The organism is Knoellia pratensis (assembly GCF_042666395.1).
In the GTDB taxonomy this organism is placed as follows: domain Bacteria; phylum Actinomycetota; class Actinomycetes; order Actinomycetales; family Dermatophilaceae; genus Knoellia; species Knoellia pratensis.
In genome coordinates this window covers 1239209-1263782 of the sequence record NZ_JBHTDJ010000001.1, presented here as the reverse complement: position 1 = coordinate 1263782, position 24574 = coordinate 1239209, and the positions used below count along the sequence as shown (strand labels likewise).

At 68.8% G+C, this 24574-nt stretch carries 18 protein-coding genes, 1 tRNA gene and 1 pseudogene; 8 read left to right on the top strand and 12 right to left on the bottom strand.

All coding sequences use genetic code 11. The features are described from left to right. Nucleotides 1-14: 14 nt before the first annotated feature. Both ACFQRE_RS06075 and ACFQRE_RS06070 read right to left on the bottom strand, forming a co-directional pair. Nucleotides 15-1238 carry a molybdopterin molybdotransferase MoeA gene (locus tag ACFQRE_RS06075; protein WP_380119968.1) on the bottom strand — a complete coding sequence of 408 codons (1224 nt, stop codon included), beginning with the start codon at nucleotides 1236-1238 and terminating at the stop codon, nucleotides 15-17. Next, nucleotides 1235-2620, bottom strand: coding sequence for a UTP--glucose-1-phosphate uridylyltransferase (locus tag ACFQRE_RS06070; RefSeq protein WP_380119966.1), 1386 nt, complete (start codon nucleotides 2618-2620; stop codon nucleotides 1235-1237). The genes ACFQRE_RS06075 and ACFQRE_RS06070 overlap by 4 nt, the downstream gene beginning before the upstream one ends. Before the next feature lie 62 nt (nucleotides 2621-2682). Here ACFQRE_RS06070 and ACFQRE_RS06065 point away from each other — a divergent pair, with 62 nt between their 5' ends. Next, entirely contained in the window at nucleotides 2683-3243 is a 561-nt protein-coding gene (locus ACFQRE_RS06065; RefSeq protein ID WP_380119964.1) for a 5-formyltetrahydrofolate cyclo-ligase, read from the top strand. Nucleotides 3244-3255: 12 nt separating this feature from the next. Here ACFQRE_RS06065 and ACFQRE_RS06060 read toward each other — a convergent pair whose 3' ends face one another. Continuing rightward, entirely contained in the window at nucleotides 3256-5928 is a 2673-nt protein-coding gene (locus tag ACFQRE_RS06060) for a penicillin acylase family protein (RefSeq protein ID WP_380119962.1), read from the bottom strand. 47 nt (nucleotides 5929-5975) lie between these two features. Here ACFQRE_RS06060 and ACFQRE_RS06055 point away from each other — a divergent pair, with 47 nt between their 5' ends. Both ACFQRE_RS06055 and ACFQRE_RS06050 read left to right on the top strand, forming a co-directional pair. Continuing rightward, nucleotides 5976-7577 carry a potassium/proton antiporter gene (locus ACFQRE_RS06055; RefSeq protein WP_380119960.1) on the top strand — a complete coding sequence of 534 codons (1602 nt, stop codon included), beginning with the start codon at nucleotides 5976-5978 and terminating at the stop codon, nucleotides 7575-7577. A gap of 130 nt (nucleotides 7578-7707) precedes the next feature. Continuing rightward, nucleotides 7708-8037 (top strand): FmdB family zinc ribbon protein, encoded by a 330-nt coding sequence (locus ACFQRE_RS06050; RefSeq protein WP_380119958.1) that lies wholly within the window; start codon nucleotides 7708-7710, stop codon nucleotides 8035-8037. Between the two features lie 51 nt (nucleotides 8038-8088). On the opposite strand, the gene ACFQRE_RS06045 is transcribed toward ACFQRE_RS06050, so the two are convergent. Then, complete coding sequence (locus ACFQRE_RS06045; RefSeq protein WP_380119955.1) at nucleotides 8089-9876, bottom strand: DEAD/DEAH box helicase; 1788 nt, start codon at nucleotides 9874-9876, stop codon at nucleotides 8089-8091. 154 nt (nucleotides 9877-10030) lie between these two features. Here ACFQRE_RS06045 and ACFQRE_RS06040 point away from each other — a divergent pair, with 154 nt between their 5' ends. Then, complete coding sequence (locus ACFQRE_RS06040; RefSeq protein ID WP_380119953.1) at nucleotides 10031-10717, top strand: SAF domain-containing protein; 687 nt, start codon at nucleotides 10031-10033, stop codon at nucleotides 10715-10717. A 129-nt stretch (nucleotides 10718-10846) separates the two neighbouring features. After that, on the top strand, nucleotides 10847-11215 hold the full coding sequence (gene mscL, locus ACFQRE_RS06035) for a large conductance mechanosensitive channel protein MscL (RefSeq protein WP_380119951.1): 369 nt from the start codon (nucleotides 10847-10849) through the stop codon (nucleotides 11213-11215). 124 nt (nucleotides 11216-11339) lie between these two features. Here the strand turns inward: mscL and ACFQRE_RS06030 are convergent, their stop codons facing one another. The 3 genes from ACFQRE_RS06030 to ACFQRE_RS06020 are packed head-to-tail and all read right to left on the bottom strand — an operon-like array spanning nucleotide 11340 to nucleotide 16676. Beyond that, a complete protein-coding gene (locus tag ACFQRE_RS06030; RefSeq protein WP_380119949.1) occupies nucleotides 11340-11579 on the bottom strand; it encodes a hypothetical protein in 240 nt (79 codons plus the stop codon). Further along, complete coding sequence (locus ACFQRE_RS06025; RefSeq protein WP_380119947.1) at nucleotides 11576-15346, bottom strand: AAA domain-containing protein; 3771 nt, start codon at nucleotides 15344-15346, stop codon at nucleotides 11576-11578. The genes ACFQRE_RS06030 and ACFQRE_RS06025 overlap by 4 nt, the downstream gene beginning before the upstream one ends. Nucleotides 15347-15401: 55 nt before the next feature. After that, nucleotides 15402-16676, bottom strand: coding sequence for an MFS transporter (locus ACFQRE_RS06020; protein WP_380119945.1), 1275 nt, complete (start codon nucleotides 16674-16676; stop codon nucleotides 15402-15404). A gap of 51 nt (nucleotides 16677-16727) precedes the next feature. On the opposite strand from ACFQRE_RS06020, the gene ACFQRE_RS06015 reads away from it, so the two are divergent. Continuing rightward, a tRNA-Arg gene (locus ACFQRE_RS06015) sits at nucleotides 16728-16799 on the top strand. Between the two features lie 102 nt (nucleotides 16800-16901). Further along, nucleotides 16902-17870 carry an alkaline phosphatase family protein gene (locus ACFQRE_RS06010; protein WP_380119943.1) on the top strand — a complete coding sequence of 323 codons (969 nt, stop codon included), beginning with the start codon at nucleotides 16902-16904 and terminating at the stop codon, nucleotides 17868-17870. On the opposite strand, the pseudogene ACFQRE_RS06005 reads toward ACFQRE_RS06010, so the two are convergent. After that, a pseudogene (locus tag ACFQRE_RS06005) lies at nucleotides 17794-18303 on the bottom strand (replication initiator). The gene ACFQRE_RS06010 and the pseudogene ACFQRE_RS06005 overlap by 77 nt on opposite strands. A 271-nt stretch (nucleotides 18304-18574) precedes the next feature. Beyond that, nucleotides 18575-19996, bottom strand: coding sequence for a chromate efflux transporter (gene chrA, locus ACFQRE_RS06000; protein WP_380119941.1), 1422 nt, complete (start codon nucleotides 19994-19996; stop codon nucleotides 18575-18577). A gap of 572 nt (nucleotides 19997-20568) precedes the next feature. On the opposite strand from chrA, the gene ACFQRE_RS05995 reads away from it, so the two are divergent. After that, a complete protein-coding gene (locus tag ACFQRE_RS05995; RefSeq protein ID WP_380119939.1) occupies nucleotides 20569-22734 on the top strand; it encodes a DEAD/DEAH box helicase in 2166 nt (721 codons plus the stop codon). Nucleotides 22735-22736: 2 nt separating this feature from the next. On the opposite strand, the gene ACFQRE_RS05990 is transcribed toward ACFQRE_RS05995, so the two are convergent. The 3 genes from ACFQRE_RS05990 to ACFQRE_RS05980 form a co-directional block, all read right to left on the bottom strand. Further along, the gene (locus tag ACFQRE_RS05990; RefSeq protein ID WP_380119937.1) at nucleotides 22737-22961 is read right to left on the bottom strand and encodes a hypothetical protein; all 225 of its coding nucleotides are present in this window, start codon (nucleotides 22959-22961) and stop codon (nucleotides 22737-22739) included. Nucleotides 22962-23081: 120 nt separating this feature from the next. Continuing rightward, complete coding sequence (locus ACFQRE_RS05985; protein WP_380119935.1) at nucleotides 23082-23666, bottom strand: DsbA family oxidoreductase; 585 nt, start codon at nucleotides 23664-23666, stop codon at nucleotides 23082-23084. Nucleotides 23667-23774: 108 nt separating this feature from the next. Continuing rightward, nucleotides 23775-24572, bottom strand: coding sequence for a C40 family peptidase (locus ACFQRE_RS05980; protein ID WP_380119933.1), 798 nt, complete (start codon nucleotides 24570-24572; stop codon nucleotides 23775-23777). Nucleotides 24573-24574: the final 2 nt, after the last annotated feature.

The window sequence follows — 24574 nt, the reverse complement described above, 5'->3', positions numbered from 1 at the left end:
GGGGGCTGCTGGAGTCATCGGTGGCCACGAGATGAATCCTGCCCCACCAGCGGCAGGAGGTGGACCGCGTCCCCGGCCCGGATCTGCGTGACGTCGGCGGCGACGACGGCCAAGTGGGTTGCCTCGGCCAGGGCTCCGAGCATGTGGGACCCCTGCCCACCAGAGGGTCGAACACCGTCGGGCCCGAGCACGACCCTGGTGAACTCAGCCCTGCCCTCGATCGACGACCATCCCTGTGTTGCAACGCTTTGCGTCGTCGGCACCTCGGGGTCGAGACCGGCCAGAGCGCGCAGCACGGGCAGCACGAAGACGTGGAACGACACGAACGAACTCACGGGGTTGCCCGGCAACGTGATGATCGGGGTGCGCCGCTCACCCACCACGCCGGCACCCTGCGGCATCCCCGGTCGCATGGCGACCTTGACGAACTCGACCGTCCCGGTGGTCGACAGGACTTCCTTGACGGTGTCGTAGGCCCCCATCGACACCCCGCCCGTCGTGAGGATGAGGTCGGGCTGCCCGGGCATGTCCTGGAGCAACGACGCCATGGCGTCGGCGTCGTCGTTGAGGTGGCCGCTCCCCATGACGTCTGCGCCTGCGGCGGTGACCAGGGCAGCCAGCATCACGCTGTTGGAGTCGACGATCTGGCCATGCTCGAGCGACTGTCCCGGCAGCACCAGCTCGTCACCGGTGGACAGGATCGAGACGCGCGGCCGTGGGGCAACCGTCAGTTCGGCAACGTTCGACGCAGCAGCGAGCGCCACCTGGCCCGGGCCCAGGTGAGTGCCGGCCCGGAGCACCACATCGCCCACCTTCACGTCCTCGCCCTGCAAGCGCAGGTGGCGTCCGACCTCGGCCGCCAACGTGAGCGAAACACGCGCCACTCCCCCGTCGCTCGCCTCCACCGGAACGATCGCATCGGCGCCCTCAGGGAGCGGCGCACCCGTCATGATCCGCATCGCCAGACCGGGCCGCAGGACGTGACGGCGGGTGTCCCCGGCAGCGATGTCTCCATCGACGTCCAGCACCGCTGGCGAAGCGGAACTGGCCCCGGAGACGTCGGCCGAGCGGACGGCATACCCATCCATGGCACTGTTGTCGAAGCCCGGAAGGTCCACTGCTGCAACGACATCGGCGGCCAGCACGCGTCCGAGGGACTCGGCCAACGGCACCGTCACCGAGGGCAGGGACGAGACGAGGGCGAGCAATGCCGCCCGGTGCTCGTCGACCGTCCTCACGCGTCACCTTCGAGACGGGCACCGTCGTCGATGACGCGCGGCGAGTCGGCACGCACGGTCACGTCACCCACGCAGACCACGTCGCGACCAAAGGTGACGTCACCGTTGACGCTGAGCGATCGAGCCTCACGGATCGACGGGATCCCGTGAGGGAAGCGCGCCTCGAAGTCCGTGACGAACTTGAACTCGCTCGACAGGTCGATGAACGGCTCCTCGTGGTCGATGAGTGAGACCACCCGGCTCGCGGCATCGAGCTCATACAGATCGGAGCGCACCAACAACAGTTCATTGGTGGTCTTCACCGGGCGGAAGCGGTCGCGCGGCACGAAGATCGCCTGCGAACCCTCGAAGACCTCGATGGCCGTGCCCATGGACGACTCGATCTGGATGACCGGCGTCGAGTCCTTGCGAGTCGGGTCCACGGTCTTGCGGTTGACGATGATCGGCAGCTCGAGCACTCCGGCGCGATCGGCGAGCTGGGTCGCGAGGACGTCGAGGTCGATCCAGAGGTTGTTGACGTGGAAGAACTCGTGCCGCTCGTTGTCGGCGAAGAAACTCTCCTCGCCCGGCGCCACCTGGGCCGAGTCGCGCAGGACGAGGCGCCCGTCGTCGCGACGTCGGGCCAGGTGTCCACCCTTGCGGTCGTTGCGCGTGCGGGCGCAGACCTCAGCCACGTAGGGGATGTCCTGGTCGGCCATCCATGCAGGGACCCGGGGGTCGCACACCGCTCCCAGGTTGTCTGCATTCGACAGGAAGAGGTGACGAAAACCCCTCTCGCGCAACGTGTCCAGCAGGCCACTGGACTGGAGGGCGATGTAGACGTCGCCGTGTCCCGGTGGGCACCACTCGAGTTCGGGGTCATCGGGCCACGAGACGGGAGTGAGGTCATCGGCACGGAGCTTGGGTTCGGCGCTCTGGAGGAAACTGAGCGGCACTCCCTCGACCTTGAGGTCGTCGTAGGCCGCGAGGATCTCCAGTGTCTCTGACTGGGTCCGGAACGAGTCCATGAAGACGACCGGCAGCTCGACGTCGTACTGCTTGCGGAGAGCGAGGACCTGGCGGGCGATGATGTCGAGGAAGCTGAGCCCGTCACGCACGGGCAACGCCGACTTGGGCCCACTGATGCCCATCGACGTGCCGAGGCCCCCATTGAGCTTGAGCACAACCGTCGTGGCGAGCGCGTCGCGCGCCTCGGCATCGGTGAGCTCGATGTCCGTGAGGGCATGCACCTCGCCCAGCGGTTCGATCGTGTCCTCGAGGATGTGCCCCGTCGCGTCGTGCTCGAGCATCGCGTAGAACCGGGTGAAGGCCATGACCGCCCGTTCATCCACCCCACGCGCGCGCATCAGATCGGTGCCCCGTCCGAGGCCATCTTCACCCATGGCCGCCACCCTAGGGGACCGCTCCGTGCCTCCGCAGTGCTGTCTGCGGCGAGACTGTGTGAATGACCCAGGACCGCGTCAGCCAGGAGAAGGCCGCATTGCGCCCGACACTCATTGCTGCCCGACGTGAGATCGCCGCCTCGCGTGACCGTGGTGCCGACGACCTCGCCCTGGCCGCGCAGTCCGTCGCCCTCGTGCGCGAACTCGCCCTCGCTCCGGGCCACACCGTGGCGGCCTACGAGGCGCTGCGGAGCGAGCCACCCACGGCGGCGACGGTCGACGCACTGGTGGCACACGGCATACGCGTCATCGTTCCCATCACGTTGTCGGACAACGATCTTGACTGGTGCGACGCCCAGGACGAGCGGCGTATGCCGCTCGGTCCCGACACGATCTCGGCCGCCGGTCTCGTCCTCACTCCCGGTCTGGGCGTCGACCTCGTCGGGACCCGCCTCGGGCGAGGTGGCGGCAGTTATGACCGCGCGCTCGCCCGCCTGGGCCCGCACGCCCGAGTCGTCGTCGTCCTGCACCCGGGTGAGGTGCACAGCGTGCGGCTCCCTCGCGACGACCATGACCAGCCCGTCCACGGCATGCTCACCGTCGACGGGATCACCTGGCTCTAGGTGATCGCGACGTCAGTCCGTCCTGGGGACGAGGGTGAGCTCGTCCTCGGCCGCCTCGCGAACGGCCTTCTCGCTGAAGGGCCACGGGTGCTGCCGACCCTCGACCCAGTCCTGCGTCTGGTCGTCGTAGTGACCGTTGAAGGCGTGCCCGCTGGCGCCGGTCTGGTTGACCCAGGTCGAGCGGTCCAGGCCGCCGAGGTCGACGACCATGCGCATCGACGGCGCCCAGTCGGTCTCGTAGCCCAAGCTGGCGTCCCAGCCGTTGGCATCGACGATCGCCGAGCCACCGGGCATCTCGAAACCACCACGGTTGAAGATGCTGCGCACGATGCCGGGGACGCTGTCGCCACCGAGGACCTGGTGCTTGAGCTCCAGGGTGTGCAGCGAACCCCAGCGCCAGTCGTCCGGGTCCTTGCCGAGGCGCTTGGTGAGCTCGAGGCGAGCCTCGACCTGGGCCTGACGCAGGATCTCGTCGCGGCCCTCGGTGATGCCGGCCGTCTGGCGGTTGTCCCACCAGGCGCTCTTGGGCTTGGCGAGGAGGCGCCCGACCGCGGCCATGTAGCGACTGCCGCCGTCGGCCTGCAGGTCCTCGGGCACCTCGTCATCGAAGAGCAGTTGGAGGAGGTTGGCCCACACGGCGTTGTAGTAGGCCGCCGCAGCCCCCGAGGGGGAGTCATCGGCGGGGGTCGTGTGGTCCCAGTCGCGCAGCAGGTCCTGCGCCTCGCGGGTGAAGGCGACCTCCTGGTCGGAGTCGTCGGCGTCACCCAGAGGCACCGCAAGCAGCGCCTTGACCAGCGTCGGCGCGAACTCGTTGCGGGAGTCCATCTGCATGTCCGCCATCTTCGGCACCGAGATCTTGCCGCCACCCTTGGTGGCCGTCTCGATGAGGTCGCGGATGCGTTGGGCCCGGTAGCCGTAGTCCCACTGGGTCGTGAGGAACGGTGTGGTGCTCGCCGTCACGGCCTGGTTCGCGGCGACGATGAACCCCTCGACGGGGTCAAGTGACGTGGGCATCGACTCGAACGGCACGTCGCCCTGCCAGTCATAGGCCTCGTCCCAGCCGGGAGCGGGCCAGTAGCCCGGAGGCGCGCCGGGGAAAGCCGACACCCGCACCGGCACCTGGCCGGGCGCCTGGTAGCCGATGTGGCCGTCGACGTCGGCATAGACGAGGTTCTGGGCGGGGACCGCGAACGACTTGGCCGCCTCGCGGAACTCGTCGAAGTTCTGGGCCACGTTGATCGAGAAGATGGCATCGGCCGTCTTGCTCGCGCGCAGACCGGTCCACGCCATCGACACGGCGTAGTCCTGACCGGGCGCCGCCGGCCCCTCGGACTGGGGCACCGGGGAGCGCTCACCGGCGTCGTCGAGGTTGGCGATGACGTCCGACATGAGGGGCCCGTGACGGGTCGCCCTCACGGTGATCGTCTCGTCAGCGGCACCGGCGACCTTGATGACCTCGCGTCGGGTGGTGAGCGGCTCCCACGCGTCGCCACGCAAGGCCTTGTCACCGTCGAGCTTCTCGAGATAGAAGTCGCTCACGTCGGGCCCGAGGTTGGTGAAGCCCCACGAGATCCGGTTGTTGTGGCCGATGACGACACCGGGAACACCGGAGAACGAGAAGCCGGAGACGTCGAGCGGACACTGGTCCGAGGTCTTGCGGCAGTGCAGGCCCACTTGGTACCAGATCCCGGGCTGGCCGGGGCTGAGGTGCGGGTCGTTGGCGAGCAGCGGCTTGCCCGTCGAGGACTTGCCGGGTCCAACGACCCACGAGTTGGAGCCGATGCCGTCTCCGCGACCCAACAGCGCAGGCACGGCTTCGAGCGCACGTCCGACGGCGGCATACGCCCGCTGTGCCGAAGGGCTCGTGACGGTGCTCGCGGCGCCGTCCCTGCTCGACGACGAACCCGAAAGCGCAGCGGCGGGCACGCTCAGCGCAGACGGCACGGCCGACGACTGCTGGCTCTGCGCGACGGGCGCACGCCAGTCCTGCGGCGAGAGGATCGGCTTCCTGGCGAGGTCGTAGGCCGGATAGAGCTCGGCGATCTGGGCCGGGGAGATGCGGGTGGAGAGGCGGGCGCGGGCGAGCTCGTCGGAGTAGTCGCCGCGCAGGTCCCACGCCATCGCCTTGAGCCACGCGATCGAGTCGGCCGGAGTCCAGTCCTCGATGCGGTAGTCCTTGACGCTCGTGCCGAGGACCACGTATTCGAGCGACGCCTGCGACGGCGACCGGCCACGCAGGTAGGCGTTCACCCCATCGGCATAGGCCTGGAGATAGGTGCGCGTCGACGGCTCCAGCGTGGGCAGCTCGGCCTCGGCGATGCGCCGCCAACCCATGGTGCGGATGACCTTGTCGGTCTCGAGCCCGGCGTCGCCCACGAGTTCGGAGAGGCGGCCCGACGTCACGTGGCGGCGCAGGTCCATCTCGAAGAAGCGGTCCTGGGCGTGGACGAAACCCTGCGCCTTGGCGATGTCCGTGACGCTGTCTCCGTAGATCTGGGGCACACCGTGCTCATCCCGCAGGACGTCCACCCTGCCGCTCAGACCGGCGATGGTGATCTCGCCCTCGGTCTGCGGGAAGGAGCGTCGGATGAGGGAGACGCCGACGATCGAGAGAACGAGAGCGGTCACGGCGAGGACGCCGATGACCGCGAACGCCACCCGTCGGGCAACACGGTGTGAAGTCACCCTGCGAGACTAGGACAGTCAGGCGAGACGACGAGCGAGGACGGGCCGTGATCGACACCCTGGGTGTGCCGCGCGCCCTCAGCGGTGCCCAGGGCACGGTGATTCACTCGGCCGCCGACACGTTGGCTGCGGCCGAGTCCGGCGACCTGCACGCCCTCTCGATGGCGCTGCTCATCGGCACGGCAGTCCTCATCACCGCCATCGCTGCGGTGCGGCTCTCGACCCGTTCGGGCCTGCCGTCGCTGCTCATCTATCTCGGCATCGGTCTCGCGCTGGGCAACCGGGGCTTCGGGATCGACTTCTCCGACGAGGAGCTCACGCAGGTCCTTGGGTACGCCGCGCTCGTCCTCATCCTCACGGAGGGGGGTGTGACGACGAAGTGGGAGTCGATCAAGGGCTCGCTCGCCCCGGCCGCCGCCCTCGCGACCGTCGGCGTCGTCGTGTCCATCGCAGTCGTCGCCGTCGCCGCCCACTTCGTCCTCGACATGTCATGGAACGTTGCCCTGCTCATCGGCGCGATCCTCGCCTCGACCGACGCCGCCGCCGTCTTCGCCGTCCTGCGCAGGGTCCCGTTGCCGCGCCGGATCAGCGGCATGCTCGAGGCCGAGTCGGGCTTCAACGACGCCCCCGTGGTCATCCTCGTCACCGCGTTCGCGGCCCAGACCGCCAGCTCTGGCGGGCTCTCCTGGTGGTCGATCGTGGGCACGGTTGTCGTCGAACTCGTCGTCGGCTCCGCCGTCGGGCTGGCCGTGGGGTGGCTCGGTGGCCACCTCATGGCCCGCGTTGCCGGTGGGTCGTCGGCCCTGTTCGCCATCGGGGTCGTGACGATCTCGGTGTTGGCGTATGCCGCTGCCGACGTCGTCCACGCGTCCGGGTTCATCGCCTGCTACCTCGCGTCGTTGCTCCTCGGCAACATGGGACTTCCCCACCGGGCAGCCGTCCTGGGGTTCTCGACAGCACTCGGGTGGCTCGCCCAGATCGGGTTGTTCGTCCTGCTCGGCCTGCTCGCCGACCCCGCCGGGTTCCCGTCGCAGCTGCTGCCCGCCCTCGTGCTGGGGCTCGTCCTGCTGCTGATCGCCCGACCGCTGTCGGTGATCGTGTCCTGCACACCGTTCGGGTTGAGCTGGCGTTCGCAGGCCTTCCTGTCGTGGGCGGGTCTGCGTGGAGCTGTGCCCGTCGTGCTCGCGACGGTGCCGATGACCCTCGGCACCGAGGGCGTGCAGGGGATCTTCAACCTCGTCTTCGTCCTCGTCATCATCTTCACGCTCGTCCAGGCGCCGACACTGCCCTGGGTCGCGCACAGGCTGGGCCTCGACACGTCGCACCATTCGGTCGACCTCACCCTGGAGGCGACGGCTTTTGACGACATCGGCGCGCACCTCATCGAGGTCTCGGTGGGGCCGACGTCACGCCTGTCCGGCGTCCAGGTCTATGAGCTGCGCCTTCCCTCGGGCGTCAACGTGGCGCTCATCGTGCGCGACGGCGTCTCGTTCGTGCCGAAGGAGACGACGCCGCTGCGCCGCGGCGACCAGTTGCTCGTCGTCACGCCCGCTGCGGTCCGCTCGGTCGTCGAGAAGCGCCTGTATGCCGTGAGCCGCGGAGGCCGCCTCGCCGGCTGGTCACCCTCCGGTCCCCCACCCACCACCTGAGCCGGTCCGAAACGCAAGAACGACGATCCGGTATGCCGGATGGCTCGGTGCGTGGGCGGCATACCGGAGCATCCCCCAGCGTTCCGTATCCTTGGAAGCGCTCATCCCGCAGTGCCCAGGAGGGAACCCCGTGCCCACGTACGCCTATGCGTGTCGCGAATGCGACCACCGTTTCGAGGTCGTGCAGTCGTTCAGCGACGACTCGCTGTCGATCTGCCCCGAGTGCGACGGATCCCTGCGCAAGGTGTTCAACTCCGTCGGAGTCGTCTTCAAGGGCGGCGGCTTCTATCGCACGGACTCGCGCGCCGCCGCCAGCAGCAGCACCCCTTCGGCCTCGACCAGCAGCTCGACCGAGTCCGGCAGCTCGAGCAGCTCCAGTTCGAGCGACTCGTCAAAGAGCGCCGCGACCTCGTCGAGCTCCTCCAGCAGCAGCTCGGCGACGTCCGCCAAGTCGGCCTGACCCCGACGCCTCGTCCCTGACCAGTCCCCATAGGGCGGTTGGGGACACGGGTCAGCGGTCCCGCGGGCCGCCCTTGCGGTGCGGCTTCTTGTCGAGGCGTCCGCCGCGCTCGCTCGACTCGCTCAGCTCGATGAGCTGTCCCGAGATCCGCGTGGTGCGCAGGAGGTCCCACGTGCCGGCGGGCAGGGTCGCGGGCAGCTCGACGAGCGAGTGGTCCGCGCGGATGTCGATGTGGCCGAAGTCCTGACGGCCGAGCCCGCCCTCGTTGGCGAGAGCGCCGACGATCTGACGCGGCTCCACCTTGTGGCGACGCCCCACGGCGATCCTGTAGGTCGCCATCGGGACGTTCGATCCTCGACGGGCGGGACGCTCACTTCCACCGCTCTTGTCGAAGCGGCTTCCGCCACGGTCATCGCGACGAGGGCCACGGTCAGAGAACTCGCGACCGCCCTGAGCGCCTCCAGCGTCACGCTCGCGCCGCGGCGGGCGGACCGGGTCAGGACCGAGCAGCATCGGCTCGTCGCCCTGGAGCACGATCGCCAGCGCCGCAGCCACGTCGGCCTCGGGAACGTCGTGGTTGCGGACGTAGTGCGCGATGACGTCGCGGAAGGCATCGAGCTCGCTCGACGCGAGCGCCGTCGTGATGTGGTCGTCGAAGCGGCCGAGTCGCGTGGCGTTGATGTCCTCGACCGAGGGCAGCTGCATCTCGGTGAGGGTGGTCTTCGTGGCCTTCTCGATCGCCTTGAGCAGGTACTTCTCGCGCGGCGTGACGAACGAGATCGCGTCGCCGGAACGGCCGGCGCGACCCGTGCGACCGATGCGGTGCACGTAGGACTCGGTGTCGGTGGGGATGTCGTAGTTGACGACGTGGCTGATCCGCTCGACGTCGAGACCGCGGGCCGCGACGTCGGTCGCCACGAGGATGTCGAGCTTTCCGGACTTGAGCTGGGCCACGGTGCGCTCGCGCTGGTTCTGGGCGATGTCGCCGTTGATCGCCGTCGCCGAGAAGCCACGCGCGCGCAGCTTCTCCGCGAGCATCTCGGTCTCGTTCTTGGTGCGGACGAAGACGATCATGCCCTCGAAGTTCTCGACCTCGAGGATGCGCGTCAGGGCGTCGATCTTCTGCGGGTAGGAGCAGAAGAGGTAGCGCTGGGTGATGTTGGGCGCCGTCTCCGTCGTCCGCTCGACCGTGATCTCGAGAGCGTCGGTGAGGTACTTCTTGGAGATGCGGCGGATCTGCGAGGGCATCGTCGCGGAGAACAGGGCGACATGCTTCTCGGCGGGGGTGTCGGCGAGGATCGTCTCGACGTCCTCGGCGAAGCCCATCTTGAGCATCTCGTCGGCCTCGTCGAGCACGAGGAAACGCAGCTCCGAGAGGTCCAGGGTGCCCTTCTCGAGGTGGTCCATGATGCGGCCGGGGGTGCCGACGACGATGTGGACGCCACGACGCAGGGCGCTGAGCTGCACGCCATAGGCCTGACCGCCGTAGACGGGCAGCACGTGGACGCCGGGCATGCGCGACGCGTACTTCTCGAACGCCTCGCAGACCTGGAGCGCGAGCTCACGGGTCGGCGCGAGCACCAGGGCCTGGGGCGTCTTCTGCTTGAGGTCGAGGCGGCTGAGGATGGGCAGCGCGAAGGCCGCCGTCTTGCCCGTTCCGGTCTGCGCGAGGCCCACGACGTGGCGTCCCGCGAGGAGCGCGGGGATGGTCGCGGCCTGGATCGGGGACGGCGTCTCGTAGCCCACGTCCTTGAGGGCCCGCAGGACTCTCTCGTCGAGACCGAGGTCGGAAAAGGTGGTCTGTTCGGTCTCTTCGGGGGTCACACTGTCATCGCTCACGTCACGACCGTACTGGCGCACACCCCGCCACAGCGAATGACGGGCCTCCACCAGCACTCGCCGACATCCACAGGCGGTGCCTCAACGGCCCTTTCATCCACAGCTTTGGTCCGCACCCTCCCCCTCGTCGGCGGCCGAACCTAGCGTCGCTGCCATGCCACGACCGCACCTTCCTGCCCTTCCTCGCCCCGCGATCCTCGGGCCCTCGCGAAGGGCGCACTGGTGGCGCTGGGTCCTGCGCCGAGGCGCCTCAGCCCTGTGCGCGGTGGCGGCCGTGCTCATGCTGCTCGCGCTCGTGCGGCCGCCAGCCCCGCCGACCACCTCAGCCCTGGTCGCAGCCAGAGACCTGCCGCCGGGTGCGGTCCTGACCGCTGCCGACCTCCGCACCGCGAGGCTCCCCGGCGGGCCGGACAGCCCGGGCACGGTCGGGGCCGTGGGCGAGCCACGCGACCTCGTCGGCCGCCGTCTCGTGTCGGCCATGCAGACCGGAGAGCTCGTCACGACGTCTCGCCTGGTCCCGCGGTCCGCCGCGGAAGGCCTGCCCGCCGACACCGTCGCTGCCCACGTTCTCCACGCCGACGAGCGCTCCCTCGACCTCGTCTGCGCCGGTCAACGGGTCACGATCTTCGCCGACACGGGCGGAGAGGCGTTGGCCCGAGACGTCCTTGTTCTGGCCATCGACACGCCCGAAAACGCCTCCTTGACCGGATCGTTGCCCGGATCGGGCGTCCTCCCACGAGGGCTGGTCCTTGCCCTGTCACCAGAGGGTCTGCACCGCGTCTTCGCAGGTCAACGGCCAGACGGTGGCCCACCGAGAATCCTGACCGTGATCACCCGATGAACGAGGTCCCGGTCGGCCACGACGTGCCCTGAGTCTGGACGCTCAAGGTCACCGGACAACTTGTACTGTGGCAGCGCTTCGGCGAGTGCCGTCGGGCAGCAAGATTTCCGACTGAAAGGACAGCACCCCATGAAGGGCTTCAAGGACTTCGTGATGCACGGCAACCTGGTCGAGCTCGCGGTGGCGTTCGTCATTGCTGGCGCGTTCGGCAAGGTCGTCACGGCCCTGGTTGACGTGATCATGGCGCTCGTCGGGAAGATCGGCGGCAACCCCGACTTCGGCACGTGGAAGCCGGCCGGCCTGCCGCTCGGCGCGTTCACCACCGCACTCGTCGGCTTCCTCATCCTCGCCGCCGTCGTCTACTTCTTCATCGTCAAGCCCTACACCCACGCCAAGGACCGGTTCTTCCCGGCGGAGCCGGACTCCGAGACGATCGACCCCAACACCGAGCTCCTCAAGGAGATCCGCGACAGCGTGCGCGCGCGTCCCACCCTCTGACCAGAACGCATCACCCGGGTTGACTGACCCAACCGCCACGGGGCGGGCCACTTCGACTTCGTGCCCCTGACGGACACGGCGAGGGCAGCGAGACGCGTCCGTCAGGGGCACGAAGTTGGTGCGCTCAGTCCCAGTGGGGCGGACGGTTCTCGCGCAGCCATCGCGCCGACGCGTCGTCGTCGCCGCGCTCACCCCAACCCACGTCCGTGTCGTCCTTGGTCTGTTCGACCTTCTTGGGCGTATGCCGTGTGTCCGCCTTTGTGGGCTCGCTCGCCTCGGCGTCGCTGGGCCGGCTCGAGGTGAGCCCCTCGTCGGAGCCGACCTGCTGGGGAGCGCTCGAGGCACGGCGTGAACGTCGGGTCACGACCCGCCGCGTTCTGCGAGGTCCTTGATCCTGGCCACGTCGCGGGCCGGGTCGCGGAAGGCGTCGCGGGTCCACACCCGGTGGTGGCGCCAACCGAGGCGCCCGAGGTGCTCGGCACGCAACCGGTCGCGGTCGCGTGCACTGGACATCGCGGCATACTCCGGTCCGTCGGATTCCACGGCGACGGCGAGCCGACCGCGGTGGTGGGGGTCCTCGACGGCGAGGTCGATGGGATCGGCCGACGAGCCGTAACGCTCGTGGACGATGAGGCCACCGGCTCGCAGGCGTCGCGCGAACTCGGCCATGACGATCGACTGCGCCGGACTGGCGGCAGCGTGACCGTCCGCTGCCGCCTCGCCGCCGGACACCGGGCCGGTCGGAGCCGCCGGGGACGCTGCTGCAGCGTGTGCCAGGTAGTCGCGCAGCATCAGGGCCCCGCGAGCCTTGAGGCGTTGCGGGTCGAGCTCGTCGGGGCTGATCGATGACACGACGGTCATGCGCTTCTTGGCCCGGGTGATGGCGACGTTGAGACGCCGCTCGCCGCCCTCGACGTTGAGCGGTCCGAAGCGGTGCAGAACGCGACCGTGCGGCGTCTTGCCGTAGCCGACCGACAGGATGATGGCGTCGCGTTCGTCGCCCTGGACGCGCTCGAGGTTCTTGATGAAGAACCGTTCGTGGACGTCCTCCTTGAAGAACGCCACCGTCTGCGCGTCGAGTCCCTGCAGTGCCCGCCGCACCGCGTCGTCGAGGCGCTGGGTGTGCGCCAGACCGAGAGCGATGACCCCGAGGCTCTCGCCCGGCCGCTTCTGCGCGTGCTCGATGACGAGTTCGACGACCCGTTCGACCTCCGCCTGCGTGGTCTCGACGCTTCCGGCCGCCTCGGCCACGACTCCGACACCGTCAACGAGCTCGTGGCGCAGCACGGGTGCTGCCCCGGCGCCCGGGAAGGTGACGAGCGACCCGTCGTAGACGTGCTCGTTGGCGAACGCGATGAGCCGCTCGTCCTGCGAGCGGTAGTGCCACGACAGCCGCCGGCTCGGCAGCGTTGCGGCCATGACGTCGAGCACCGATTCGACCCCCTCGGTGAGGGAGTCGTCGGGCGTGGCGTCGCCGACATCGGTCACGGTCGTGAAGAAGGAGGTGGGCGGCAACTGCTTCGCGTCACCGGCCAGGACGACCTGCCGCGCACGTGAGATCGCGGACACGGCCTCGGCCGGCGGGATCTGGGACGCCTCGTCGAACACGACGACGTCGAACCACACCCCGGGCGGCAGGACGGACGCGACGACGAGCGGGCTCATGACCCAGCACGGCCGGACGGCCGTGAGCAGTTCACCGGTGGCGGGCAGCAGGTCGCGCAGCGAACGGTGCCGCCGCGACTTGGCGCCCTCGGCACGGATGACACTCTCGTACTCGGGCGCGTCGGCAAGGATGCGATCGACGTTGGCTCGAACGGCCGCACGAACGCGACCAGCGTTCTGCCGCAGCACTTCTCGGTCCGCCGTGGCGAACTCACCCACAGTGCGACGCAGGTCCTCACCGTCGTGAGCGCCCACCCGGGGGTCGCGCAGGGCGATGTCGTCGAGCACCGAGCTCCACCAGACGAAGTCGGCTTCGGCAGCGACGCGGTCCGCGGCCACACCGCGGGTCGAGAGGTCGTCCAGCAGAGCACCCAGCCCGGCGTCGCGCATCGACTCGACGGGTCCGATGACCGACGGCAGGACGGCGAGGCGCTCGGGCGCATCGGCGAGGGACTGCAGGCGGGCACTGAGTTCTTCACGCGGGACGTCGTGCAGGGAGGGCGCGCCCTCGGTGGACGGGACGCGCTCCTCGAGCCAGGTCAGATCGGCGGACAGACCGGCATACGCCGTCATCGCGCGGTCGAGATCGGACGGCATTTCCGGCCGGCCACCGGCGCCGGCCATCTGCTTCCAGGCACTGCGCTGCTCGTTGGCGGAGAGGAGGGCCGCGTGGAGGTCGGCCGGAGGACGTCCCGGACGGACGTAGCGGCGCACCTGCTTCTTGAGACCGCGTCGCTCCCACCACCCGAGGTCGGCGCCGACGGACGATCGGTATGCCGCGGTGCCGGTCGCGGCGACGAAGTCACCGAGCGGGACGTCGAAGATCTCGGGGCGGAAGGCCTCGAGGGTGTCGCGGACCTGCGAGACGGTGTCGAGGATGTGGCCCCAGTCGCGCACGGTGCGGGACGCGGGCAGACGCAGACCGGTGAACACGTCGGCGAGCGTGGTGCCGACCTCGGGAATCCCATCCCCGGACCAGCGTTCGACGAGCTCGCGAGCCTTGACGGCCCCGTCGGAGGTGCGCACGGTGGCGCCGAACCACGGGTCGCTGGCGTGGTCGGTGCGCCAGGCACCGAGAGAGGCGATGCGGGTCAGCTCGCGGGTGAGCACCTCGTAGCGTTCGCGCGGCAGCGCCTGCAACGCCTCACCCCGGATGCGCACGTGGGAGCGCGGCGGGTGTTCGCTGGCCCCCAGGGCGCTGATGGCTTCCTGGACGTCATGGACCGAGACTCCCCACGGGTGACGTGACTCGTGCATCGCGTCGCGGTGCTCGCGCAGGGTGGAGGCGGCGGCGCGCAACCGGTCGACGTCGCGCCCGGGAGGGTCGGCCGGTTTGGTCGAGCGACCGGGCAGGGCGTCGGCGAGCTCGGTGGCGATGCGGCGTCGGCCACGGGCACCGTCGTGCAGGTCGAGCACGAGGTCGGCCAGTCCGATGCGATCGAGTCGACCGACGACGGCGTCGATGGCGGCGCGCTTCTCGGCGACGAAGAGGACCCGCTTGCCGTCGGCCGCGAGGGCGGCGACGAGGTTGGCGATCGTCTGGGACTTGCCGGTCCCGGGAGGGCCGTGGATGACGAGGTGCGCGCCGGAGCGGGCCGCCTCGATGGCCTCCTGCTGCGAGGAGTCGGCGTCGAGGACGAGGAGCCCCTGGGCGGGGTCGGGCACGCTGTCGGCCGGTCGGGAGGGCAGCTCGTGACGCACGGAGCGCAGTGCCGTCGGGTCACCGGCCATGGCCGCGATGACGTCGTGGTCAGCGAGCGCGTCGCCCTGGGTGGCAAGGTCGGCGACCATCGGCAGCTTGGCGTAGGAGAACGTGCCGAGCACGATCCGTGGCGTCACCTCGAAATCGGGGATGTCCGCGCAGGCCTCGGTCAGGGCGGCATACGCCGGATAGGGGTCGAACCCGCCGGACGTATGGGTCAGGGCCTCGAGCTTCTCGGAGTCGATCGACAGACCCTGCTCCGACACGAGGTAGTGCTCGAGGACGGGGTTGAACTCGATCTCGTCGCCGAGGTCCAGCTCGTAGTCGTCGTGCTGCGGCGTCGTGGGTCGCAGCGTGCAGCTGCGCAGGAGGACGGGCGCGGCCGGCTGGCGTGCGGCGGCCGCCTTGCCCCGGCCGAGGCTCCACGTCGCCATGCCCAGGGCGACGAAGCCCGTGTCGATGCCGCGCTCTTCGCGCAGCTCGCGCGTCTTGCCGGAGATGGTGCGGGCCCGTCGGCGCGCTTCGTCGAACGCTGCCGGCTCGCGCACGAGGTCAGAGAGTCGCGTGGGACGACCTGCGAGGAGCATCGAGACTCCGCCGGGGTGTGCGGTCGTCAGGTCGAGGGTTCCCGTGGGGAGGTCGCGATACCAGAGCAGGGTGTTGCGCCCGCCCAGGTCGACGAGGTGCCTGGTCCACCCGGCTACTGCGTGGCGGACTCGCTCGGTCCGCGAGTCGATCTCTGACTGCGGTCCGATGTCACTCACCTCAGCAGGCTAACAACGACGAGCGGGTATGCCGTGCCGCACTCGGTGTGGCGTCTCACCTGTGCTGATCGGTGGAGTCCCGCAGGACGAGGGCCGCCGCGCCGATCGCGAGGGCGATGACGAGGCAGGCCAGCGAGAGTGCGTGGAAGCTCGCCCGGTCGACGACCACTCCGGCGAGCGCGCCACCGAGGCCAGCGGACAGTCCCATGACGAGATCGCTGGCTCCCTGGGCTCCGGGCCGCTCCGCGGTCGGCACCGCGCCGGTGAGCAGGGTTGAGCCGGACACGAGCGTGCAGGACCAGCCCAGCCCGAGGAGGAAGAGGGCGATGAGCAGACGAGTCGAGTGACCCATGGGCGCTGTCGACGCCAACAAGGTGGCCACAACGAGGATCCCCGATCCCACCATCGCGACGACGCGGCCCCCGAGCCGGTCGACCGCCATGCCAGTGAGTGGCGAGAACGCGAACATCCCGAGGATGTGCATGCTGATGACAAAGCCGATGATCGTGAGGTCGGCGTGGCCATGGCGCATGTGCAGCGGCGTCATGACCATGACACTCACCATCGTCACGTGTCCGAGGGCCAGCGTGATGAGGCCGAGCAACGCCTTCGGGCGCGCAACGATGACGCGCAACCCACGGCCGATCGAGCCGTGCGTCTGGCCGGAGGCACTCGGGTCGGAGGCCGTGAGTCGGTGACGGGCCTCGATCAGCGGGTCCGGGCGCAGTCGCCAGATGAGAACCGCGATGGCCAGCAGCAGGCCGATGAGCGAGAAGACGAACGGTCCGGTGAGGCGCGGGATGCCGAGTAGGTCTGACACGGGCTCGCTCGGCCCGACGAGGTTGGGCCTGAGGACGCTCCCGATCGTCGTGGCCCACACCACCAGACTCAGGTCACGCCCACGGTGAGACGGGTCCGCAAGGTCGGCCGCGGCATACCTCGCCTGGTTGTTCGACGCCGTCGAGCCGCCGAAGAGCAGGCTCGCCACGAGGAGTAGCGCGAAGTTGCCGATGATGCCGGCGGCGATGAGCCCGAGCGCCCCGACGAACGACAGCGCGTAGCCGAGGACGAGCCCCGGCCGCCTCCCCCGCGCGGCGCTGAGGCGGGCCAGGGGGACGGCGATGAGGGCCGAGCCGATGACCTGGAAGGTCGACCCGAGTCCCGCGTAGGTGGGTGAGCCGGACACCTGCTCGGCGAGCAGCGCGCCGACGGCAACCCCGCTTGCGAGCGAGACGCCGCCGAGGATCTGGGACATCGACAAGGTGGCGACCGTGCGCCGCTGCACGGAATCGCGATGGGTGGTCGCCTCTGCGGAGTCCGGTGCCGTCACCCGCGCGAGTATGCCGTCCTCTAGTCTGGTCGCGGCCTCCGGGCCCTTCCCGCCCTCGTAGCTCAGGGGAAGAGCACTTCTCTCCTAAAGAAGGTGTCGCGTGTTCGAATCACGCCGAGGGCACATAAACGTACGGGTCAGGACATGCTTGGGTTCTGGCCATGCAGGCGAAGATGACCCGACTGAGCCATGTCGTATACGCAGCAACGGGGAGATCCTTGCAGCATGCGAGGCACAGGGCTGGGCATGACTGTGGCGGGCTTGATCGTGATGAGTCTGTCCGGCGCCTTGGGGCAGCCAAGTGAACTCGTTCAAGCGACGGGCACGGCAGATACCCGATGCGGGACCCAGGTCGGTGCCCAGCCCGGGTACGGCCAGTGGGAACACCTCACCGTGGTCATCTTCGAGAACAAGACGCTGCCCAAGATCATCGGCAACACTCAAGACGCGCCGTACCTGACGTCACTGGCCCGCGCCTGTTCGTATGCCACCAACATGCACCACATGACCACGACGAGCCTCACCAACTACATCGCCCTCACATCTGGGTACACGGGCCACTCCGGTGGCAAGGAGGTTCTCATCACAGGCACCAAGCTCCCCCGGATCTGGCCACAGGACAGCGTCAGCATCTTCGAGGCCATGGGACCTGACGCCCGCGAGTGGGCGGAGAGCATGCCCAGCAACTGCTTTATGGGCAACTCCGGTGACCTCTTCGAGGTCGGACACACACCCTTCCAGTACTACACCCGCACCCAAAAGACGCTGTGCCCGATGTACGCCATCCCGCTCGGCTCGCACAACGCGATGAGCGCCAAGTTCAACCTCGTCATCCCCAACCGGGTCAACATCATGCACGGCACCTCCGCGACCACCACCGCGTCCGAACGGATCCAAGCTGGCGACCGCTGGGCCAGCACGTTCATTCCCGCGCTCTTGGCTTCATCGGAGTATGCCGCCGGCAAGAGCGCCGTGATCATCACCTTCGACGAGGGCGACTCCAAGTCGTCCCAGATTCCCTTTATCGTCATCTCGCCGTACACCCAGGCCGGCGGCACCACCAATGTCGCCTACAACCATTACTCGACGCTCGCGGGGGTCCAGCAGATGCTCGGCGTCAGCCCGCTACTCGGACATGCCGGTGACGCCGGTGTGAACTCCATTGCCGATGACGCCACCCTTGGGCTGGGCTGAACGGCGTCTCACGGCGGCACCTCGCGAAAGTAGCCGCTGAGTGCGCGGTCCTGCGGACGAGCGGCCGCTGAGGCGCGTGCTCCATCGATGCGTCGCGTTCACCAACCATCGTCCGCGACGTGGCTCGATTCACTCCGACCATCGAATAGGAGATCCGGCAGCCCTCGCGGAACGTCGTGACGTCGACACCCGCCGACCTGGCCAAGGCGCGTTGCAAGGCGATGGTGAACCGCCGCCACAGGTCGGGGGCGTGCCATTGCCACAGAACGTGACCGACGTAGTCCTAGCACTCACCGCAAAGCGGTTGTCCCACTTGCGGATCCGTGGCGTCATGCCTCTTCGAGCACCACTGCGGACGCCCGTGAGGACACACGGGATGGCCGCGTCGCGGCCGGCACAGACCGGTTCGGCGTTGGCGTTTGTGCGGGTCCATCCCGATGACCACTGGTTGTCATGTCCATGGTGTCCCGAACTCGAACCTGATGGGGTGGTCGAGCAGGGAGGGCAACGCTACTTCGAGCTTGGGCAAACCCCTCTTGAGCCTCTCCCGCTCTGGCGACGTCCGGGGATGCAGGCCAAATGAGAGCTACACCGAGGTGAGCAGCCGAAATGAGAGCGACAACCCCGAACGCCTGGACCGAGCCTCGTCAGATACCGGCCATGCCGTCAATGAGACAAGTAGCCGAAGAGCGGATGCTGCAGGGTCAGATCGCGAGGCCAATCAAGTACACCGCGACACCGGCGAGGGCGCAGACGCCAAGGGTTCGGAGGACGGGCCAGTTGCGCCAGAAGATGAGGGCGCACGCAAGGGCGGTGATGGCGACGGCGACAAGGTTGAGTGAGCCGGAGACTGGGGTTTCGAAGTCGAAGGGTCCCGTGATCACCCGGTTCGTGTCGTTGAAGAGGGTGTGGAGGGCGAAGTAGACGGCGAGGTTTCCGATGACCCCGACCACGGCAGCGGTGATGCCGGTCAAGGCGGCTGAGAGGGACCGGTTGTGGCGGAGCCGTTCTACGTACGGTGCGCCGAGCAGGATGAACAGGAAGCATGGCACGAACGTCACCCAGGTGCTGAGCAGGCCCGCGAGGACCGCGGCGACCCAGGGGTTGAGGGAGCCGGGATGGCGGTAGGCACCGAGGAACGCGACGAACTGGACGACCATGATGAGGGGGCCGGGTGTGGTTTCGGCGAGCGCGAGCCCGCGGACCATTTCGGCGGGTGCGAGCCAGCCGTACACCGTGACGGCCTGCTGTGCTACGTAGGACAGAACCGCGTACGCGCCACCGAAAGTGACGACGGCCGCTCCGGAGAAGAACAACCCTTGCTCGACGAAGACGCTGTCCCGACCGAACAGGGCTGCGGCGGCGGCGACGGGCGCGGCCCACAGGACGAGCCCGATGACGAGGGTGAGGGCGGCGCGGCGACCCGAGGGACGTTCGGTGTGCAGGGCGTCGTCGGCGATGAGCGGCGGCGGTCCGCCGTCGCTCTTGGATTCCTTGGGGGCGGTCAGGGCGGGGCGGCCGCGCCCGAAGAGCCATCCGAAGAGACCGGCGACGGCGATGACGGCGGGAAAGGGGGCACCGAAGAAGGTCAGCGCCGCGAACGACGCGACCGCGAGGCCGATGAGAAAGGGGTGGGTGAGGGCGCGTTTGCCGACCCGGAGGACTGCTTGGAGGACGATGGCGATGACTGCGGGGGCCAGTCCAGCGAAGAGAGCTTCGACCAGGCCGGTGTCGCCGAACCCGACGTAGATACCGGAGAGGATCATGAGCGAGACGACGCCGGGGAGCACGAACAGAGTGCCCGCGATGAGTGCGCCCTTGACGCCGTTGAGCAGCCACCCGACGTAGGTCGCCAGTTGCTGAGCCTCAGGACCAGGCAGCAAGGTGCAGTAGGAGAGGGCGAACAAGAACCGCTGCTGACCGATCCAGCGCTTCTCCTCGACCAAGGTGCGCTGCATGACCGCGATCTGTCCGGCAGGTCCACCGAAGGTCTGCAACGAGATGGCGAACCACGCCCTGGTGGCTTCCCGCAACGAGATGACATCCCGGTTCCCTGACCCCAGCGCGGACGCCGGGGGCGGCTCGCCAGCACCAGCAGGCACTTCGTTGTCAGCGTGCGAAGCCATAACCCTGACCGCCTCCGAATCATGGTCGTGCCGACGAACCTAGGCGACCAACGGCGTCGACGAGGTAGAACCTACGAATCGGCTCCCCCCACGTCCAGAGGAACCTTCCCAGAACGGTGCACTGCTTCAGCTTCTCTTTCAGGCTGGTCACGAGCACTTCGACCCGTGCCTTGATCTCATCGCGGACCTGTCGCGCACCTACGGCGCAGAGATCGGCAAGGCCAGGGTCACGGCTACTGCATCAGGTTCACCCAGCTCGCGGTCATCGACACCGACGTCCTGCACGCGGCGATGCGCCACGGCATGACCGTCGAACACCCCGTCTGAGAGCCGGCTGCTCGAGCACCGATGGGACGCCACACCCGTTGAGCGCCCGGAGCACGTACTCTTGACCTGTGTCCCGCCGTTTGGCGAGGACACACCCGCGACACGGGGCCGGGGCTTGGTCCTCGGCACGCGTGCACGCTGGCCCCATATGCCGTCCTCTCGGCGTGGCCACGTCACCTCACGCACGGTGGTCTCGGCGTCCACTTCGTCGTCACACCGTGACCCGACTCAGAAGAAGGATCCGCTTGGCACAGCGAGCTCCCCGCCGCGCAGGCGCGCAGCGCACCACGCAGCGCGACCGGCAGCAGTCCCGCGCCCGTGACACCGAGGGCATCATCCCGATCCTGGCCAAGACCATCCGCCAGGTCGAAGCCGCTGCGCGCGGAGGCAAGGTCAAGCCGAACGACCGCACGGCATACCAGGTGGTCGCTCTCCTCATGCGTGAGGAACGGGCCCGCGTCAAGACGGATACCTCCATCATCGAGGCCGAGCGCGCCGCAGCGCTGACGCGACTCGATGGCATCGCCACGATCCTGGCCAAGATGGCCGCCCGTGACACCTCCTTGCTGGCCCTGTTGGCCGATGGCGCCGTCGTGCCGTCCCACGCGGTGAGCCTCAAGAACGACCTCCTTCGGGCCGGCGGACGCGAACCCGAGCCGGAGGCCGAGCCCGAGCCCGTGGCACCCACCGAACTCGTCGGTTCCTCTCGACGCGTCGTCCCGCAGACGGTCATTGCCCGCCAGCTGGCGAACCCGTTCCTGGCGCCCGACTTCTCATCGGTGCCGGCCCGTCGCCCCATCACCGGCCGGCTGGGTGACTGGGAGCTGCTGAACCCCTTGTTCCGCGCCTTTGAGTACGGCGGAGATGCAACGTGTATGCCGTTGCCCGAGCCGTCGCATTCCCCGCACGGCATCCGTGGGCTCGAGCTCATGCACCACCAGGCCCAGGTCGTCGCAGCCGCTGCCGCCGGACACCGCACGTTCCTCCTCGCAGACGAGCCGGGCCTCGGCAAGACCGCACAGGCGCTGCTCGCGGCCGACGCCGCGAACGCCTTCCCCCTGCTCGTCGTCGTCCCCAACGTCGTCAAGGCGAACTGGGCCCACGAGGCCGAGCTGTGGACCCCACGCCGGGCAGCCACGGTCGTCCACGGCGATGGTGAGACCCTCGACGGCTTCGCCGACATCGTCATCGTCAACTACGAGATCCTCGACCGTCACGCGGGCTGGCTGGGCAACCACGGCTTCCGCGGCATGGTCGTCGACGAAGCCCACTTCATCAAGAACAAGTCGTCGCAGCGTTCGCAGCACGTGCTGGAGGTGTCGGAACGGATCCGCGAGCGCACGAGCAACGCGCTCTTCATGGCCCTCACCGGTACACCGCTCATCAACGACATCGAGGACTTCCGGGCCATCTGGCAGTTCCTCGGATGGATCGACGCCAAGAAGCCCCGGCACGCCCTCATGGCCGCCCTCGAGGACACCCGCCTGACGCCTGCCGACCCCGGGTTCTATGGCGCCGCCCGCACCAGCGTCATCGACCTCGGGATCGTGCGACGCCGCAAGGTCGACGTCGCTTCCGACATCCCGGCCCGCCGCGTCGCGGACCTGCCGGTCGAACTCGAGGACGAGGCCGGCCGCTCCATCCGGGCCGCCGAACAGGAGCTGACCCGTCGCCTGGTCGCTCGCTACGAGTCGGCTCTTGCCGCCCGCAAGACCGCACCGGTCGGAGAGGGCATCGACCACGACCTCGTCCGCCGCGTCGCCGAGTGGGAACGCAAGAACAACGGCGCCAGCAAGACCGGTGACAACGTCTTCACGGTGATGCGCCGCATCGGTCAGGCCAAGGCCGGTCTCGCCGCCGACTACGCCGGCCAGCTGGCCCGAAGCGTCGGCAAGGTCGTGCTGTTCGCCAAGCACATCGACGTCATGGACGTCGCCGAGCAGACCTTCGCCAAGCGGGGCATCGGTTATGCCTCGATCCGCGGCGACCAGACGCCGAAGGTGCGCAAGGCCAACATCGAGGCCTTCCTCACCGACCCCGAGATCCACGTCGTGGTGTGCTCCCTCACCGCCGCCGGTGTCGGGCTCAACCTTCAGGTCGCCTCCAACGTCGTGCTGGCCGAGCTGTCGTGGACCTCGGCCGAACAGACCCAGGCCATCGACCGCGTGCATCGCATCGGTCAGACCGAACCGGTCACCGCGTGGCGCATCATCGCGGCGCAGACGATCGACTCCCGGCTCGCTGAGCTCATCGACGACAAGGCTGGGCTCGCGGCACGGGCGCTGGACGGCTCCGACGAGGAGGTCGGCTCCTCGGCCGATGTCCAGCTCGAGGCCCTCATGTCACTGCTGACCGAAGCACTGCAGGCTCCCGACCACGGGTTCTCCGAGAGCCCGCTCGCCGCGAACTGAGCTCAGGCGTTGGGTACAAAACGTGCAGCCAACCGTCGCTGCACCCACGAGGCACTGAGCCAACCCAACAGCACGGCGAGACCTACTGGGATCACTACTCCGAGCATTCCGTCGTGGCCCGTCTGGTCGACGACCGCGCCCGCGATCACGAAGACCAATCCTCCGATGACGACGTAGGCAACACACCACGCCACGAAGAGCACCAGCGACTGCCTCGTGTCATTCACAGCGACATCATGCCGTGCGGTGGTCCGCCGCGCCCTCCAGACGGGTCGGGGGTTGCGTCACGGGTCGCCTGCTCGTGGAGCGCCGACTCGTCACAGAACCGCCGACCCGTGCTCCTTGGGTCACAGGCTCGGACTAGCGCTGGCAATGAGGAGCAGGTAGTCCTCGACGCTCGCGGGTCCACCCAGACCGACGTGCTGGTCGACGACGAGGTGGGGCGTCCCCGCGATGCCCACTTTGCGAGCGACAGCACCGTCGGCCGCCACGTCCTCCGAACGCTCCGTCGACGCGAGCACGTCACCCACCCGATGCTCGTCGAGGCCCGCTTCGGCCGCGAGGCGTTGCAGGATCCTGTGGGAGGCGACGTCCAGACCCTCCGTGAACACTGCGGCATACAGGCGCTCGAGCATCGCTCCTTGGAGTGCTGGTCCGCCGAGCGCGAGCGCGAGCGCGACGAGGCGGTGCGCGTCGGTCGTGTCCGCTTCGGGAGGCTGGGTCACAACGATGTTGATGCCGTCCGGTCGGCACGCGACAGCGACTCGCGCCAGCTCGTCGGCGGTCACGGGCGCACCCGGGAGCGCGTGGTGGATGAGGACGACGTCGGCCGGGTGCTCTGACGCCGCGACCGCCGCCTCGACACGGCGCTTCGCGACGTAGGACCACGGGTCCGTGACGTCGCCCCACAGGTCAAGGACGAGCTCGGTCATGGCTCCACTGAACCACACAACGACGAACGCCCCCAGACCCGTGAAGGGCTGGGGGCGTTCGATCAGGCGTATGCCGGGTGGTCACCTCTCAGAGGTGACCTGGCGATCTCAGAAGCGGCCGAAGCCGGTGGGGGTGCCAAACATGTTGCGCTCGCTCGTGGAAGCGCCGGGCTTCGGCGAGTCGATCATCATGTCGCCACCGGTGAAGATGCCGACGTGCCAAGCCGGGCTGCCGTAGAAGACGAGGTCGCCGGGGCGAGGGCTCGACACGGGAGTTGCGGCGCGCTGCTGAGCAGACGCGGTGCGCGGGATGGAGACACCAGCCTTGCCGTAGACGTACTGGGTGAAGCCGGAGCAGTCGAAGCCGGCAGGGGTCTCGCCGCCGTAGACGTAGCCGATACCCAGCAGGGTGCGGGCGATGTTGACGATGCCGCTCGCGGACTGCGCGACATTGTTGCTGGTCGACGTGCGGGTCGTGGACCGGCTCGTCGCCTGCTTGGTGCGCGTGCTCGTGTTCGAGCGATCGGTGGACGTGGCCTCGTCGCTCGACTGCTCGACGACGACGACCGGCTTGGGCTTGGGCTTGGGCTTCGGCTTGGCGATCACCGTGACGCCGGTGACACCGATGGCCTGGGCCTTGGCGGGAGTCGAGGCGGCCGGGGCACTGATGGCCGGGGCTGCGGGGGCGGCGACGGGAGCTGCAGGCGCGCTCGTCGAGACCTTCGTGGCGGTGTCCTGGGTGGCGGACGCCGGGAGGGCGAAGGCGGCCACGAGACCACCCGAGGCAGCGAGCACCGCGGAGGCCTTGGCACCGGTGACACCGGCGCGCGTGGCAATGACGGACAGTTCGGAGACAGGGTTGTGTCGTCCGGGCGCGCGGTGACGCCCGTTGGTGGAGTGAGCCACGT